This is a genomic window from Paenibacillus senegalensis JC66 (genome assembly GCF_000285515.1).
Taxonomy (GTDB): domain Bacteria; phylum Bacillota; class Bacilli; order Paenibacillales; family NBRC-103111; genus Paenibacillus_L; species Paenibacillus_L senegalensis.
On record NZ_HE610959.1, the window covers coordinates 409,478 to 423,158 of the forward strand.

At 50.6% G+C, this 13,681-nt stretch carries 12 protein-coding genes; 8 read left to right on the plus strand and 4 right to left on the minus strand.

Features of this window, described 5'->3' with window-relative positions; translation table 11 throughout:
• Positions 1-31 precede the first annotated feature (31 nt).
• The 3 genes from PSHG_RS13820 to leuC form a co-directional block, all read right to left on the minus strand.
• Positions 32-1,480, minus strand: coding sequence for an N-acetylmuramoyl-L-alanine amidase (locus PSHG_RS13820; RefSeq protein ID WP_081505141.1), 1,449 nt, complete (start codon positions 1,478-1,480; stop codon positions 32-34).
• A 215-nt stretch (positions 1,481-1,695) separates the two neighbouring features.
• Complete coding sequence (leuD, locus tag PSHG_RS13825; protein ID WP_010273733.1) at positions 1,696-2,304, minus strand: 3-isopropylmalate dehydratase small subunit; 609 nt, start codon at positions 2,302-2,304, stop codon at positions 1,696-1,698.
• A 21-nt stretch (positions 2,305-2,325) separates the two neighbouring features.
• Positions 2,326-3,732: a 3-isopropylmalate dehydratase large subunit gene (gene leuC / locus PSHG_RS13830; RefSeq protein ID WP_010273736.1), complete on the minus strand. Its 1,407-nt coding sequence runs from the start codon at positions 3,730-3,732 to the stop codon at positions 2,326-2,328.
• Positions 3,733-3,922: 190 nt separating this feature from the next.
• On the opposite strand from leuC, the gene PSHG_RS13835 reads away from it, so the two are divergent.
• Positions 3,923-4,837, plus strand: a complete 915-nt coding sequence (locus PSHG_RS13835; RefSeq protein ID WP_010273739.1) for a LysR family transcriptional regulator — start codon at positions 3,923-3,925, stop codon at positions 4,835-4,837.
• An 18-nt stretch (positions 4,838-4,855) separates the two neighbouring features.
• Here PSHG_RS13835 and PSHG_RS13840 read toward each other — a convergent pair whose 3' ends face one another.
• Complete coding sequence (locus PSHG_RS13840; RefSeq protein WP_010273742.1) at positions 4,856-5,824, minus strand: carbon-nitrogen family hydrolase; 969 nt, start codon at positions 5,822-5,824, stop codon at positions 4,856-4,858.
• Between the two features lie 218 nt (positions 5,825-6,042).
• Between PSHG_RS13840 and PSHG_RS13845 the strand changes: the two genes are divergently transcribed.
• The 7 genes from PSHG_RS13845 to mtnB all read left to right on the plus strand — a co-directional run bounded on the left by PSHG_RS13845 (position 6,043) and on the right by mtnB (position 13,621).
• On the plus strand, positions 6,043-7,236 hold the full coding sequence (locus PSHG_RS13845) for a pyridoxal phosphate-dependent aminotransferase (protein ID WP_010273745.1): 1,194 nt from the start codon (positions 6,043-6,045) through the stop codon (positions 7,234-7,236).
• Between the two features lie 283 nt (positions 7,237-7,519).
• Entirely contained in the window at positions 7,520-8,620 is a 1,101-nt protein-coding gene (proB, locus tag PSHG_RS13855) for a glutamate 5-kinase (RefSeq protein WP_010273749.1), read from the plus strand.
• Between the two features lie 212 nt (positions 8,621-8,832).
• Positions 8,833-10,080 (plus strand): glutamate-5-semialdehyde dehydrogenase, encoded by a 1,248-nt coding sequence (locus tag PSHG_RS13860; protein WP_010273753.1) that lies wholly within the window; start codon positions 8,833-8,835, stop codon positions 10,078-10,080.
• A gap of 13 nt (positions 10,081-10,093) precedes the next feature.
• Positions 10,094-10,957, plus strand: coding sequence for a pyrroline-5-carboxylate reductase (proC, locus tag PSHG_RS13865; protein WP_010273756.1), 864 nt, complete (start codon positions 10,094-10,096; stop codon positions 10,955-10,957).
• Between the two features lie 5 nt (positions 10,958-10,962).
• A complete protein-coding gene (locus PSHG_RS13870) occupies positions 10,963-12,264 on the plus strand; it encodes a 2,3-diketo-5-methylthiopentyl-1-phosphate enolase (protein WP_010273760.1) in 1,302 nt (433 codons plus the stop codon).
• Positions 12,261-12,968, plus strand: a complete 708-nt coding sequence (locus PSHG_RS13875) for a 2-hydroxy-3-keto-5-methylthiopentenyl-1-phosphate phosphatase (protein WP_010273763.1) — start codon at positions 12,261-12,263, stop codon at positions 12,966-12,968. Before PSHG_RS13870 ends, PSHG_RS13875 begins: the two co-directional genes overlap by 4 nt.
• The gene (gene mtnB, locus PSHG_RS13880) at positions 12,947-13,621 is read left to right on the plus strand and encodes a methylthioribulose 1-phosphate dehydratase (RefSeq protein WP_010273765.1); all 675 of its coding nucleotides are present in this window, start codon (positions 12,947-12,949) and stop codon (positions 13,619-13,621) included. Before PSHG_RS13875 ends, mtnB begins: the two co-directional genes overlap by 22 nt.
• The last annotated feature ends 60 nt before the right edge of the window (positions 13,622-13,681 follow it).

Below are 13,681 nucleotides of genomic sequence, written 5' to 3' on the forward strand. Positions count from 1 at the left end.
TAAATGAAAACTATAAGAAGACAACGGTTAATTATACACCTAAATATTCTTTTATTCCATTGACTATTGCTTCCGCAACTCGCTGTTGAAATTCCTCTTCAAACATTTGCGGAGCTTCTATCTCATTAGAGAGAAACCCTATTTCCAGTAGTGTGGCGGGCATAGAAGTTACCGTAATAACACGGAAACGGCTTTTCTTCACTCCGCGATCCGGGAATCCTGTAGCTTCCAAAACATGCTTGTGGACAATATCTGCCAGCTCCCGGCTGTCGGCTTTGTAATAGAACGTTTCTGTTCCTCTCGTTTCCGGTCGGAAACTGTTTCCGTGAATAGATACAAACACATCTGCATTTTGACTGTTGGCAAAGGCAGCACGCTCGTCCAATTCAAGAAAAGTGTCATCATTGCGCGTAAGCAGAGGCTGAATTAACGGTTCGGCATCGAGAAGCTGCTTGACCTTGAGAGACATGCTGAGGTTAAACTCTTTCTCGGTTTTGCCTACAACCGATCCTGCGCCGGGATCTTTCGCCCCATGTCCCGGGTCAATGACCACATTATAAATAAACGGCTGGAAATTCATTACTACCTGATTCCACTCGTTCTGATCAACGAGCTTGTAGGATGCCTTGCTGTTCAGGTCAATGACGACGCGAACCGTATAGGGCTTGTCCGAATAAAGAGAATAGCGAATCTTCTCAATCATCGGATGATCTACATACAGCTCGCCGGTGTTGTTCACCATATTGGCCGCCATTTGCTCGCCCAATACAGTATTAGGCAAGTCTATTACGATTCGGTGCGGATTAACTAACGAGAAGTGATTGGCCCGAAGCTCGTCCGTACCCTGAATAACCAGCTGCTCATTATTCAGCTGAATCGACTCAATCCTGGGAAGCTGAACTTCCTCGCCGGGATTCTCGATTGGATCCGGAGCTGGTGTTCCTCCAGGCACTTGCGGGGCTCCCGGTTCCATTCCCGGTTCTGCAGGATGCTCCTCTGAAGGACTTTCCGGCTGATCAGGTTCCGTTACCGGCTGCTCCGGCTCGGGCTGTTCACTGATCATATGTACCGCTCGGTTCTCATTGTCCCATTTGACCATAAGGCCGAGATTCTCGGCAACAAAGCGGACAGGAACAAGCGTATTTCCCGCATCATTCATTGGGGGAACCTGATCCAGCTTATAGCTGGATGCATTAACAACAGCGTCCAGCTTGCCGATCCAGAGCCAGATCTTCGTCTGATCTACCGTTATCGTTACCTGCTGCTCATCTTGATTCCACTCCACATCTGCTCCCAGCGCCTCAGCTATGATGCGGACGGGAACCATCGTCGTGTCTTGAACAAGACGCGGAGGCACCTCCGGCTCCAGCCTTTCCCCGTTAAGGTAAAGCGGAATCGGCTCATCCGCACTGCTGACCATGGGAAGCATGAAGACTAAAAGAAACAAGGACAACGTGGAAAATAGCAGCTTTTTCATCATTCACCTCTGAGCTTTAGTAGATTATGCCACACGACAATTAATTAGACGTAATATTTTCCATAAAGTTGCGAAAAAAGCCCCTTGTCGACAGATTTTTCTGTTTTGACAAGAGGCTATCGGGGTAAATAGTCGTTAAACTGCGTGTACGTTGTCGATTTCTAGTCTATCAAAATATCCCGTTTCAAGCCATGCAGGCGGAACATAACTATTTTTGTTTATTGCGGATATGCAAGACGCTGGCTGTGCTTCTCTTCATAAGCGGAAATGGCATCACTATGCTGGAGAGTCAGCCCGATATCATCAAGACCCTGCAATAAAAATTGTCTGCGGTGCTCATCGAGATCGAAACTAAGCTCTAATCCTTGTCCATCTGTAATTTTTTTGTTCTCCAGATCCACAGTCAGCTCATAGCCTTCCTGCGCATTGGTGCGATTGAACAATTCGTCTACTTCCTCTTCTGACAGCTTGATAGGCAGAATGCCGTTCTTAAAGCAGTTGTTGTAGAAAATATCAGCAAAAGAAGGAGCAATCACTACTTTGAAGCCGTAGTCGAGAATCGCCCATGGAGCATGCTCGCGGGAAGAACCGCAGCCGAAGTTCGCTCTGGAGAGCAGCACAGATGCTCCCTTGTAACGAGGCTTATTAAGGTTGAACTCCGGAATTTCCTCTCCTTGCTCAGTGAAACGCCATTCATAGAACAGAAACTGTCCAAAGCCTGTTCTTTCAATTCTCTTCAAAAATTGTTTCGGAATAATTGCATCCGTATCTACATTCACCCGGTCGACTGGAACAGCCAGTCCGGTATGTTTTTTAAAAGCTTCCATTGTTGCGCCACTCCTCTACGGTTAATTAATTTTCCAATCGCGTACATCAACAAAACGGCCTTCGATCGCAGCTGCAGCAGCCATTGCAGGAGAAACCAGATGTGTACGGCCGCCGCGTCCTTGACGGCCTTCAAAATTCCGGTTAGACGTCGAAGCACAGCGCTCGCCTGGGCTCAGCACGTCCGGGTTCATAGCCAGACACATGCTGCAGCCCGCATCCCGCCACTCGAATCCGGCTTCGATAAAGATTTTGTCCAGACCTTCATTTTCTGCCTGAATTTTTACTCTGCCTGAGCCTGGAACGACGATTGCATTTACGCTAGGAGATACTTTATAACCTTTGGCAATAGCGGCCGCGGCGCGCAAATCTTCGATCCGGCCGTTCGTACAAGAGCCGATAAATACGCGGTCGATTTTGAGCTCGCTCATTGGAGTTCCAGGCTCAAGACCCATATATTCCAAAGCTTTCTCCGCTGCTTTTCTCGCATTTTCCGTAGTGAAGTCAGACGGATTCGGTACAGCAGCGGTAATATCCGTACCCATTCCCGGACTTGTGCCCCAGGTTACTTGCGGTTTCAGCGCAGCGGCGTCAAATTCAATAACGGTATCGTATTCCGCGCCCTCATCGGTTACCAGCTGCTTCCACTCAGCAACCGCCTGCTCGAAAGCTTCTCCTTGAGGAACATATTCCCGGCCGCGCAGATAGTTAAAGGTCGTTTCATCCGGAGCAATCAGACCAGCACGCGCACCAGCCTCGATTGACATGTTACATACGGTCATCCGCTCTTCCATCGACAAACCGCGGATGGCTTCTCCCGTATACTCAATAACATAGCCGGTGGCAAAATCTGTACCGTATTGAGCGATTATTCCCAAAATCAGGTCTTTAGCAGTAACGCCGATTGGCAGCTTGCCGTTGACCCTGACTTCCATCGTCTTCGATTTGGACTGCTGCAAGCATTGTGTAGCCAGCACGTGCTCAACCTCGCTCGTACCAATACCGAAAGCGAGTGCACCAAAGGCGCCATGTGTCGAAGTGTGGCTGTCGCCACAGACGATTGTTTTGCCCGGATGAGTCAACCCGAGCTCGGGACCCATAACGTGGACAACGCCCTGGTCGGTGCTTTCCAGGTCAAACAGCTTGACCCCGAAATCGGCACAGTTTTTGGACAGGGTATCAATTTGCTGCTTGGAAATCGGATCCGCAATGTTAAACCGGTCCTTGGTCGGAACGTTATGATCCATTGTTGCAAAAGTCAGATCCGGGCGGCGCACCTTGCGTCCGGCCAAGCGCAAGCCTTCAAATGCTTGGGGAGACGTAACCTCATGAACCAGATGAAGATCGATATAAATAATTCCCGGTTTGCCTTCCTCCTGATGGATGACATGATTATCCCAAATTTTCTCGTATAATGTTTTCTTCGACATCGTTTTCTCACCTCAACGGAAGTAGTTCATCGCTAGCAGCAATTCTGCTCGACAATAATTACTAATTATCGTAGCATTTCTTTCTTGATTGTTCCAAGATATAATATCTATAACTTCTATAGGAAAAGCTTATAACCGCATATTAACAACAGCCGCTATTCAAGAATTTACTTAAGGGGAGCTGTAAATTATGGAATTGAGACAACTGCAATATGCAATTCAAATAGCAGCGGAAAAAAACTTCTCTCGTGCCGCGGAGAAGCTGCACATCGCCCAGCCTTCACTCAGTCAGCAGTTAGCCAAGCTGGAGAAGGAAATCGGAGTTTTGCTGTTTCAGAGAAATACGAACTCAGTTGATTTGACCTATGCCGGCACCGTGTTTGTTGAAAAAGCGCAAATTATTCTCGACCAGGTTGCCCAGCTGAGAAAAGAGATGGACGACATCTCCATGATGCGAAAGGGAAAGCTGATTGTCGGCAGCCTTCCGATTACCGGCTCTCATATATTGCCTCTCGTACTGCCTGTCTTTCAGAACCTGTATCCGGAGATAGAAGTCCAGCTGGTGGAGGATACTACAGCCAAGCTGGAAAGTCTCGCCCTGAGCGGGCAGACGGATATCAGCCTGCTTTCTCTTCCTTTGCTTGAGCGAAGCCTGGCCTACAAAATCTTGATAGAGGAAGAAATTTGTCTCTCTGTCCCCGCTAACCATCCTTTGACCCGGCGCAGCGAAGGCGGCGAAGAGCAGCCTGTGAACATCGCGGAGCTCGCAGAGGAATCATTTATCATCCTGAAGAGAGGCCAGGGGTTTCGCCAAATTTCTATAGATTTGTGCCGGCAGGCCGGCTTTGAGCCTAAGCTTGTATTCGAAAGCAGCAATATGGATACGGTTCAGTCGCTCGTTGCTGCCGGAATGGGCATCGCCTTCGTGCCGAGAATGGTGGCCCGGAAGGTCAGCAGCCCGTTTACTCCCGTGTACCTGCCCCTTGGCGGCCGGCCGAGCCGCACCCTCGTCATCGCTTACCGCAATGACCGTTATCTTTCCAAAGCGGCCGAAGCATTCATAGAAACCATGATGAACGTAATCGGGCAAAGGCCGCTGGGATAAGCCAGGACTCCCTGCCAGCTATCTTGCAGGAGACGTATACAGGCCCGGTCTGCGGTCCTCGAATACGGGGATCATAGAGCGTACCTTGGCTACTTCTTCCAGCGATACGGTTGCGGTAAGCAGCGCCTCCTCTTCCCCGCCCTCCACGAGAGGTTCGCCCCATGGATTGATGATCATTGAATGGCCGAAGAAGCTGGACTTGCCGCTTATGCCTACCCGGTTACAGGCTGCTACGGCCATCTGGTTTTCGATCGCTCTGGCCTGCAGAAGCGTTCTCCAATGGTGCTTTCTCGGATTGGGCCACTGAGCGGGAACAAACAACAGGCGGGCGCCATCCAGTGCAAGCGTGCGCGCGAGCTCCGGGAACCGGATATCATAGCAGATTACTACTGCACAGGGTATTCCGTCCAGCTCGAACCGGCCCAGATGTTCTCCCTGCCGCAAATATTTCTCCTCTTCCATTAAGCGGAACAAGTGAATTTTATCGTATTCGGCAATCACTTCCCCCTGCCGGTTAAAGACGAATACAGTATTGCTGACCTGCCCGTCCTTTCGGTTTGCTACCGAGCCCGCTACTACATGAACCTGATGCTTGGCACAAAAGGGAGCGATCAGCTGTCTTGTCCGCTCTCCTTCCCTGTCGGCCAAGCGGTCGATTTCTGTAAGTGCGTAGCCCGTGTTCCACATTTCGGGAAGCACAATGACATCAGGCTTGTCTGCTGTTTGCACTGCCTGATTCAGCTTTTCCTCCACTACGGCAAAATTATGATCGGGATTCCCGATTTCTACATCGATTTGCAGAACAGTAATCGTAAGTGAAGAGTTTTGATCGCTCATAACATACACGTCCTTCTTTCCAGCCGTAATTGTTCCCGCTGCCTGTCGTCGCTCATTAACTCCACGGCAGCCCTGCAGTCTTAACCACAAGCTATTCTCTCTATCATAAGCCATTGCTTGCTGTACAGCAACGCCCGTTTTCAAATTCAAAAAACAGGCTTGCACCTCCCACAGTCATCAGTCCGCCGCCCGCAAATGCTTGCTGCTCTTCAACAATCATTTTGCCTATACAAGCAGTACAAAGTCATGATACATTATTGCTATTCCATAGCTTTATTGCTGTGTCCAGAACCATAATGTACAGATTAGCCGCTCTTAAGAGCTATCTACTATAAATTCGAACAAATTTTGGAGTGTGAGTCAATCAAATGAACCGCAGCAGCTCAATGTTCCGCATTCAACCCGCTGACCGGATTCTTTCTTTGCCGGAGCAGTTTTTTGCCAGCCTCGTCCGCAAGGCGAACCAGCGTATAGCAGACGGACACGATGTCATTAATCTGGGACAAGGCAACCCGGATCAGCCCACCCCGCCCCATATCGTAGCCAAGATGCAGGAGGCTGCGGCCAATCCCTTGTATCACAAATACCCTCCATTCAACGGCTTTTTGTTTCTGAAAGAAGCGATTGCGCACCGCTATAAAGAAGATTATGGAGTGGAGCTCGACCCTGAAACGGAAGTAGCTATTCTTTTCGGAGGCAAAACCGGTTTAGTCGAGATCAGCCAGTGCCTGCTCAACCCTGGAGATGTATGCCTTGTGCCGGATCCCGGTTATCCCGATTATTGGTCAGGGGTCGCCTTGTCCGGGGCAGAGATGGCATTTATGCCGCTTCTGGAAAGCAACGCCTTTCTCCCGGATTATTCCGTTATCAGCCGTTCAGTCCTCGAGAAGGCTAAGCTGATGTTTATCAATTACCCTAACAATCCGACAGCGGTTTGTGCCCCGGCATCTTTTTATGAAGAAACCGTAAAATTTGCCCGCGACAACCAAATTGTCGTCGCCAGCGACTTTGCTTACGGAGCAATCGGCTTTGACGGTGAAAAACCGCGCAGCTTTCTGCAAACACCAGGGGCAAAAGAAGTGGGGGTAGAGTTTTATACCCTGTCCAAAACCTACAACATGGCCGGCTGGAGAGTTGGCTTTGCACTCGGCAATCCGGAGCTGATCCGCATCATCAATTTGATTCAGGATCATTATTATGTCAGTTTGTTCGGGGGAATTCAGGCTGCTGCGGCTGAAGCCCTGACAGCCCCGCAGGACAATGTGAAAGCCCTGGTGGCGACTTATGAAAGCCGCCGCAACACCCTGTTCCAAGAGCTTCGGGAAATCGGTTGGAAAGCCAAGCCCTCGGAAGGTTCGTTCTTCGCCTGGCTGCCTGTGCCCGAAGGCTACACTTCTGCCGATTTCGCTGACCTGCTGCTTAATCAGGCTAATGTTGTAGCCGCACCTGGCATCGGCTTTGGCGCCAGCGGAGAAGGTTACGTGCGCATGGGTCTGCTTACTTCCGAGGAGAGGCTTCGTGAAGCGGTCAGACGCATAGGCAGGCTGCAGCTTTTTAAGTAGCCGGTACCCGGCTGGGGCTTGAATCTTTGTTATTGCCCGAAGACCGCTTGCATCAGGTTCTCAGCTTTACAATAAAGGAAAGATAATGCTATGCTAGATGAAATAAGAAGCGGCTTTTTCCTGCCCGGAAAGCCTTAAGAAAGCCCGGAACCAGGTGCTCGCCGAAGCGGCAAATGCGAAAGCTTACTTTCGTCCTTACTGGGCGAAAGTTTTTTTCCATTCCGAACCCTTCTACAGGCAGGCAGGTTCATTATATTTCGAGTAGGAGAAAGAAGGGATTGTTATGCAGCCTCGAACCGTTGTCAAAATTGGCAGCAGTTCCCTTACTTATAACGAAGGCGGCTTGCACTATGACAAAATCCGATATTTCATCGGTGAAGTGGCCGATCTGCGCAAGAGGGGCCAGCAGGTGCTGGTGGTCACGTCCGGAGCGGTAGCAGCCGGATTCGCCACCATCGGATACAAAAGGCGGCCCCGCATCTTGAAGGAAAAGCAAGCTGCCGCCGCAGTCGGGCAGGCACTGCTCATGCAATGCTACCAGCAGGAGCTGGGTCGCCTCGGAATTCCGGCAGCGCAAATCCTGCTGACCCGCTCTGATTTTTCCAATCGCAAACGGGCGCTAAATGCGTTAATGACTATCGAGGAGCTCTTGGCAAGAGGCGTGATCCCTGTCATCAATGAGAACGATACGGTGTCAGTAGATGAACTGAAGTTTGGTGATAACGATACTCTGTCCGCTCTCGTTGCTAATCTGGTTAAGGCGGACAAATTATTGATTCTGACCGACACCGATGGGCTGTACACAGACGACCCGCGAAAGAATGCCGATGCGGTAAGGATAGACCGGGTTGACCAAATCAGCGAGGAGCTGTTAAAGATCGCCGGAGGCAGCGGTTCGGCAGTCGGAACCGGAGGCATGCGCTCCAAGATTGAAGCGGCGCGTATTGCCATGCGCGGAGGAGTTCCTGTCTTCGTCGGGCGGGCTACAGAGCCTGGTGATTTGTGGGCAGCCTGGTGTAATCAAGGCAAGGGAACGTACTTTGACACCAAGCTTCACACTCTGCCGATGAAGAAACAATGGGTCGGCTTTCATTCCTTCCCGAAGGGCAGCATCATCGTTGACCACGGTGCGGAAACCGCTCTGCTTAAGGAAGGCCGCAGCCTGCTTCCTGCCGGAGTACAGACCATTGCCGGAGAGTTTCATCCGGGCGATGTCATTGAGGTCATGAACCGTGATCAGCAGGCGATTGGACGCGGTGTGGTCAATTATTCCTCATGGCAGCTGCAAGCGGTAGCTGGCCTGTCTACAGAGGAAGTAAAAAAACGAGTCGATGTGCCCCGGATTGAAGTGATTCATCGTGACGAATGGATGTCTTTGAATTAATTGACATAGTATAGGCCCTCTTTCTTTTTTCCGTTACAATTAGAATCAGCACTGCGTACTTTAAAAGAACAGACACCCGAATTTCAAACAATTAATTATAGAAATGATATTGAAATGATAATAAAGAAGAGCAGCTGAACGTGGTTTAAGCATAGTAAAGAGGATTAATTAGTTATGTGTAGGCGAGTTATTTTCCAGGAGGCGATTAGGCGATGAGTGAAGTAGTAACCAAGGCAAAACAAGCGAAACGTACAGCTCCCCTGCTTGGAAGACTGACAACAGCGCAAAAAAACGAGGCTCTGCTTATGATTGCCGATGCTTTGGAGGCCGAGCAGGAATCTATCATACAAGCTAATAAGGAAGATTTGCAGCGTGGGCAGCTGAATGGGATGGGCAGCTCTCTCTTGGACCGCCTGAAGCTGACGCCAGAACGGATCCGATCGATGGCTGAAGGCCTTCGCCAAATTGTTGAGCTCGATGACCCGATTGGCGATGTCCTGGAAGAGTTCGAGCGCCCGAACGGGATGCTTATCCGCAAGCTGCGAGTACCGCTCGGTTTAATCGGCATCATCTATGAGGCCCGTCCCAATGTAACGGTAGATGCAGCCGGTCTTGCCCTAAAATCCGGCAATGCCGTACTGCTTCGCGGCGGCTCAGACGCCCTCGATTCCAATAAACGGATTGTTGAAGTCATGCATGGTGCGATGGCTAAGACCGCCATACCGGTCGATGCACTGCAGCTGGTGAGCAACCCTGACCGGGCGAGTGTAGATGAAATGCTAACGCTAAACGGCATTCTCGATGTCGTCATTCCGCGCGGAGGAAGCTCACTGATTCGCCGTGTTGTCGAGAATGCAACAGTTCCCGCCATAGAGACGGGAGCGGGCATCTGCCATACTTACCTGGATGAATCCGCGAATCCGGATCTTGCCCTGCGGATAGCTATGAACGCCAAAATCCAGCGCCCATCCGTCTGCAATGCGATGGAAACGCTGCTCGTTCATGAACGCTATGCGGCGCAGCACCTGACTGAACTGACTGACAAATTTGTAACTGCAGGTGTCGAGCTTCGCGGCTGTCCAAGAACAGTTGAGATCGCTCCTTATGTCAAGCCGGCTACTGAGGCTGATTGGGGAACTGAATACAACGATTATATTTTAAACATTAAACTGGTATCCAGCCTGGACGAAGCTCTGGAGCACATTCGCACTTATGGAACGATGCATTCCGAGTGCATCGTAACGGAAACTAAGGCGAATGCCGAACGCTTTATGCAGGAGGTTGACGCAGCCGCTGTCTATGTCAATGCATCAACTCGTTTCACGGACGGCTTTGAATTCGGCTATGGAGCCGAGATTGGCATCAGCACTCAGAAGCTGCACGCCCGCGGGCCGATGGGGCTCCCCGCACTTACCTCAACCAAATTCTATGTTTACGGCAACGGACAAATCAGAGAATAGTCGGAGGATGGTTATGTCAGAAGGACTGGCAAGTCAGAATATATTGTTTATCGGCGCAGGCTCAATGGCTGAAGCCATCATTCGGGGCATCGTTTCCGCAAGGCTGCTGCCTTCCGAACGAATTTATGTCACGAACCGCAGCAATGAACAGCAGCTGCAGCAGTTGACTGCCGCTTACGGTGTGCGCACAGGCTGCGGCGAACAGGCCACACAGCAATATTTGCAAAAGGCTGACATCATCGTTCTCGCAATGAAGCCCAAAGATGCCAGTACGGCGCTGCAATCGCTAAAGCCATATCTGCGCGCTGACCAGCTGCTGATCTCCGTCATTGCAGGTCTATCCATCAGCGCTATCGAGCAGGCTGTAGGAAACGGCATGCCTGTAGTCCGCACTATGCCCAACACCTCCAGCTCTATTGGCCTGGGGGCTACCGGGCTGTGCTTTTCAGAGCGTGCTTCTGCTCGCAATCGTCAGCACGCTGCCGCCATCTTCTCGGCAATCGGCCTGACCGCCGAAATTGAAGAGGAGCAAATGCACGGTTTGACAGGAGTCTCGGGCAGTGGTCCGGCCTACATTTATTATATGATGGAAGCCCTGGTCCAAGCCGGCATCGACGAAGGGCTTAGTCCAGAGCAAGCCCGCGAACTGACCGTGCAAACCGTGCTTGGCGCCGCCTCGATGGTAAAGCATACCGGTGAAGATCCGGCTGAACTGCGGCGCAAGGTTACTTCGCCCAACGGCACGACCGAGGCGGCCATTGCTGTATTGAACGCTAAAGGCTTCCAGCCCGCTGTCCGCGAGGCGGTTCAACGTGCGGCGGAGCGTTCGAGGGAAATTGCGGAAATGATAGCCGGAGATATCATAGAAAGCAGGTGAGCTTTATGAATGACTATTGTACAGCTACGTATCGCTGTTATGATGAGTTGGCCGATTTTTCCAAGAAAGCTGCAAGCATCGCCGTTGGCTTAACGGTGGGCAGTTGGACTGACCTGCCCGAGGCTAAAAAAGAAGCCATGCAGCCCTATCTCGGACAAGTAGTCGAAATTGCGGAAGATCGCAATGAATTTGGTGAGCGATATGCGGATATTACTATTGCCTATCCTGATCGTAATTTTAGCCGGGATTTGCCGGCTCTCCTCGTTACCGTCTTCGGCAAGTTATCCATGGATGGCAAAATCAAGCTGATCGATCTGCACTTCTCGCCCTCCTTCCTATCCGCCTTTAGCGGGCCTAAATTCGGAATTACCGGAGTCCGGGAACAGCTTGGTGTATTCAACCGCCCGCTCTTGATGAGTATCTTCAAATCAGTGATTGGGCACGACCTGCCTGCACTGCGTGAGCAATTCCTGCAGCAGGCGCTCGGAGGAGTGGACCTGATCAAGGATGACGAAATCCTGTTTGAAAATCCGCTAAGTCCGCTTAAAGAAAGAGTAAAGGCTGGTATGGATGCCGCACGGGAAGCCGAGCAAGCCACCGGGCAAAAGCTGCTCTACGCCGTGAATTTAACCGGACCGACCTCGCAATTACTTGATAAAGCCCGCATCGCCATTGATGCCGGAGCTAATGCCCTTCTTTTCAATGCTTTGGCCTACGGCTTCGACACGCTGCATGAATTAAGCAAGCATCCAGATGTAACCGTACCAATTGCAGCTCATCCGGCAATGGCAGGAGCTTACTATCCGAGCCTTTACCATGGCATCGCTGCTCCTCTCCTGCTTGGCAAATTGATGCGGCTGGCCGGTGCCGATCTGGTGCTGTTTCCTTCGCCATACGGCTCCGTAGTGATGCCTAAGGAGGAGAATATGGCCATTCGCCACAACCTGCAAACTGAACAAATTGAGCAGGATTATACTTTCAACGGATCAGCGGCTGCGCAAGCGGACGTCAACTCTGCTTCATTAAACCAGAATCGCGTTTCGGTTCATTCCCTGCCGCCTTCTTTCCCAGTACCCTCTGCAGGCATTCATCCAGGCCTCGTCCCTTATATTTTGCGGGATTTCGGCAGTGAAGTTATAGTCAATGCGGGAGGGGGAGTTCACGGCCACCCAATGGGCGCCGCTGCTGGAGGGCGTGCATTCCGGCAGGCTATCGAAGCCACCCAACAAGGCATTTCATTGCGTGCTTACAGCCAGCAGCATCAGGAATTGAAAGCGGCGATCGAAACATGGGGGTGCCCGGAATGAAGCTTGATCCGAACAAGCAGACGGTCATTTTTTGCGACTTTGATGGAACGATCACTTTAACTGATAACATCATTGCTATTATGAAGCAGTTTCAGCCGGAGGGCTGGGAAACGATCCTGCAAAAGACGCTAGACAAAGAATTGACTCTGCAGGAAGGTGTCGGCGGGATGTTTGCCCTGCTCCCTGCTTCTCAACAGAAAGACATAGTCCAGTTCACACAGGATTACATCCGAATTCGTGATGGGTTTCAGGAGCTGCTGGATTATTGTAAACAGCGGAGTTATCCGTTTCTCGTTACGAGTGGAGGCATGGATTTCTTTATTTATCCGGCTCTCCGCCCGTTCCATATCCCAACTGAGAATATTTACTGCAATACTGGTGATTTCACCGGAGATCATATTCGCATTGATTGGCCTCATCCCTGTGATGAAAACTGTGCCAAGGGCGGCTGTGGAATGTGCAAAACAACCATCATACGAAGCTACCCTGCTTCGCAGTATAACCGGATTTTGATTGGCGATAGCTTGTCCGATTTTGCCGGGGCCCAGGTAGCCGATTATGTATTTGCCCGTTCCGATCTTGCGGAGGAGTGCAAAAAGCTGCAGCTTCCGCACAGTGAATATGAAACGTTCTTCGATGTCATTAACGGGCTGGAAAGCTTGCGAGAGGAGTCCCAATCGATATGCAGCAACAAATCCAATTAGAGCAGGCTCAAGCCGCGTTCCAGGAACTGCGGCAGTATAAAACTATGCTGGCAAGTAAAGGGTGGTTTCCCGCAACAAGCGGAAACATGTCCGTACGGATCGGGGATCATACCGGGCAGTCTGATTTTGTCTTTGCGGTCACTTCCAGCGGCAAAGATAAATCGCTTAATACCCCCGAAGATTTCCTGCTAGTCAATCAAGACGGGCAGCCAATACAGCAAACATCGCTCAAGCCTTCCGCAGAGACGCTCATTCATTGCGAGATTTACAAGGCAACTGGCTGCGGCGCTGTGTTTCATGTACACACTTTATATAACAATCTGATCTCTGAATGGTATGCCGGACAGGGACAAGCTCATATCCCAATTCAAGGCATTGAGCTGATTAAGGCTTTTAATATTTGGGAAGAAGATGCACGTATCGAGGTGCCTATTTTGCCCAATTACGCTGACATTCCAAAAATTGCTGCGCTGGTCAAGGACGCCATTGTTCCGCAAATTCCGGGTATTGTTCTGCGCAATCACGGGATATACGCGTGGGGCGCTAACGCTTTTGAAGCGAAGCGGCATCTTGAAGCGTTTGAGTTTTTGTTTGAATATATGTACCGCTGGCTGATTTTGAAGCAAGCGGCTAATTTTCCAAATCTTACTTAACGATAAAAAAAGGCCATCCTGCATCATGAAGTGAAGATCATGAACTAGGGGATGGCCTTC

Coding starts and splice junctions, on each gene's coding strand:
- mtnB (WP_010273765.1), top strand. CDS start 12,947: ATGCAGCAACAAATCCAATTAGAGCAGGCTCAAGCCGCGTTCCAGGAA.
- PSHG_RS13835 (WP_010273739.1), top strand. CDS start 3,923: ATGGAATTGAGACAACTGCAATATGCAATTCAAATAGCAGCGGAAAAA.
- PSHG_RS13860 (WP_010273753.1), top strand. CDS start 8,833: ATGAGTGAAGTAGTAACCAAGGCAAAACAAGCGAAACGTACAGCTCCC.
- proB (WP_010273749.1), top strand. CDS start 7,520: ATGCAGCCTCGAACCGTTGTCAAAATTGGCAGCAGTTCCCTTACTTAT.
- PSHG_RS13870 (WP_010273760.1), top strand. CDS start 10,963: ATGAATGACTATTGTACAGCTACGTATCGCTGTTATGATGAGTTGGCC.
- PSHG_RS13845 (WP_010273745.1), top strand. CDS start 6,043: ATGAACCGCAGCAGCTCAATGTTCCGCATTCAACCCGCTGACCGGATT.
- PSHG_RS13820 (WP_081505141.1), bottom strand. CDS start 1,480: ATGATGAAAAAGCTGCTATTTTCCACGTTGTCCTTGTTTCTTTTAGTC.
- proC (WP_010273756.1), top strand. CDS start 10,094: ATGTCAGAAGGACTGGCAAGTCAGAATATATTGTTTATCGGCGCAGGC.
- leuD (WP_010273733.1), bottom strand. CDS start 2,304: ATGGAAGCTTTTAAAAAACATACCGGACTGGCTGTTCCAGTCGACCGG.
- PSHG_RS13875 (WP_010273763.1), top strand. CDS start 12,261: ATGAAGCTTGATCCGAACAAGCAGACGGTCATTTTTTGCGACTTTGAT.
- leuC (WP_010273736.1), bottom strand. CDS start 3,732: ATGTCGAAGAAAACATTATACGAGAAAATTTGGGATAATCATGTCATC.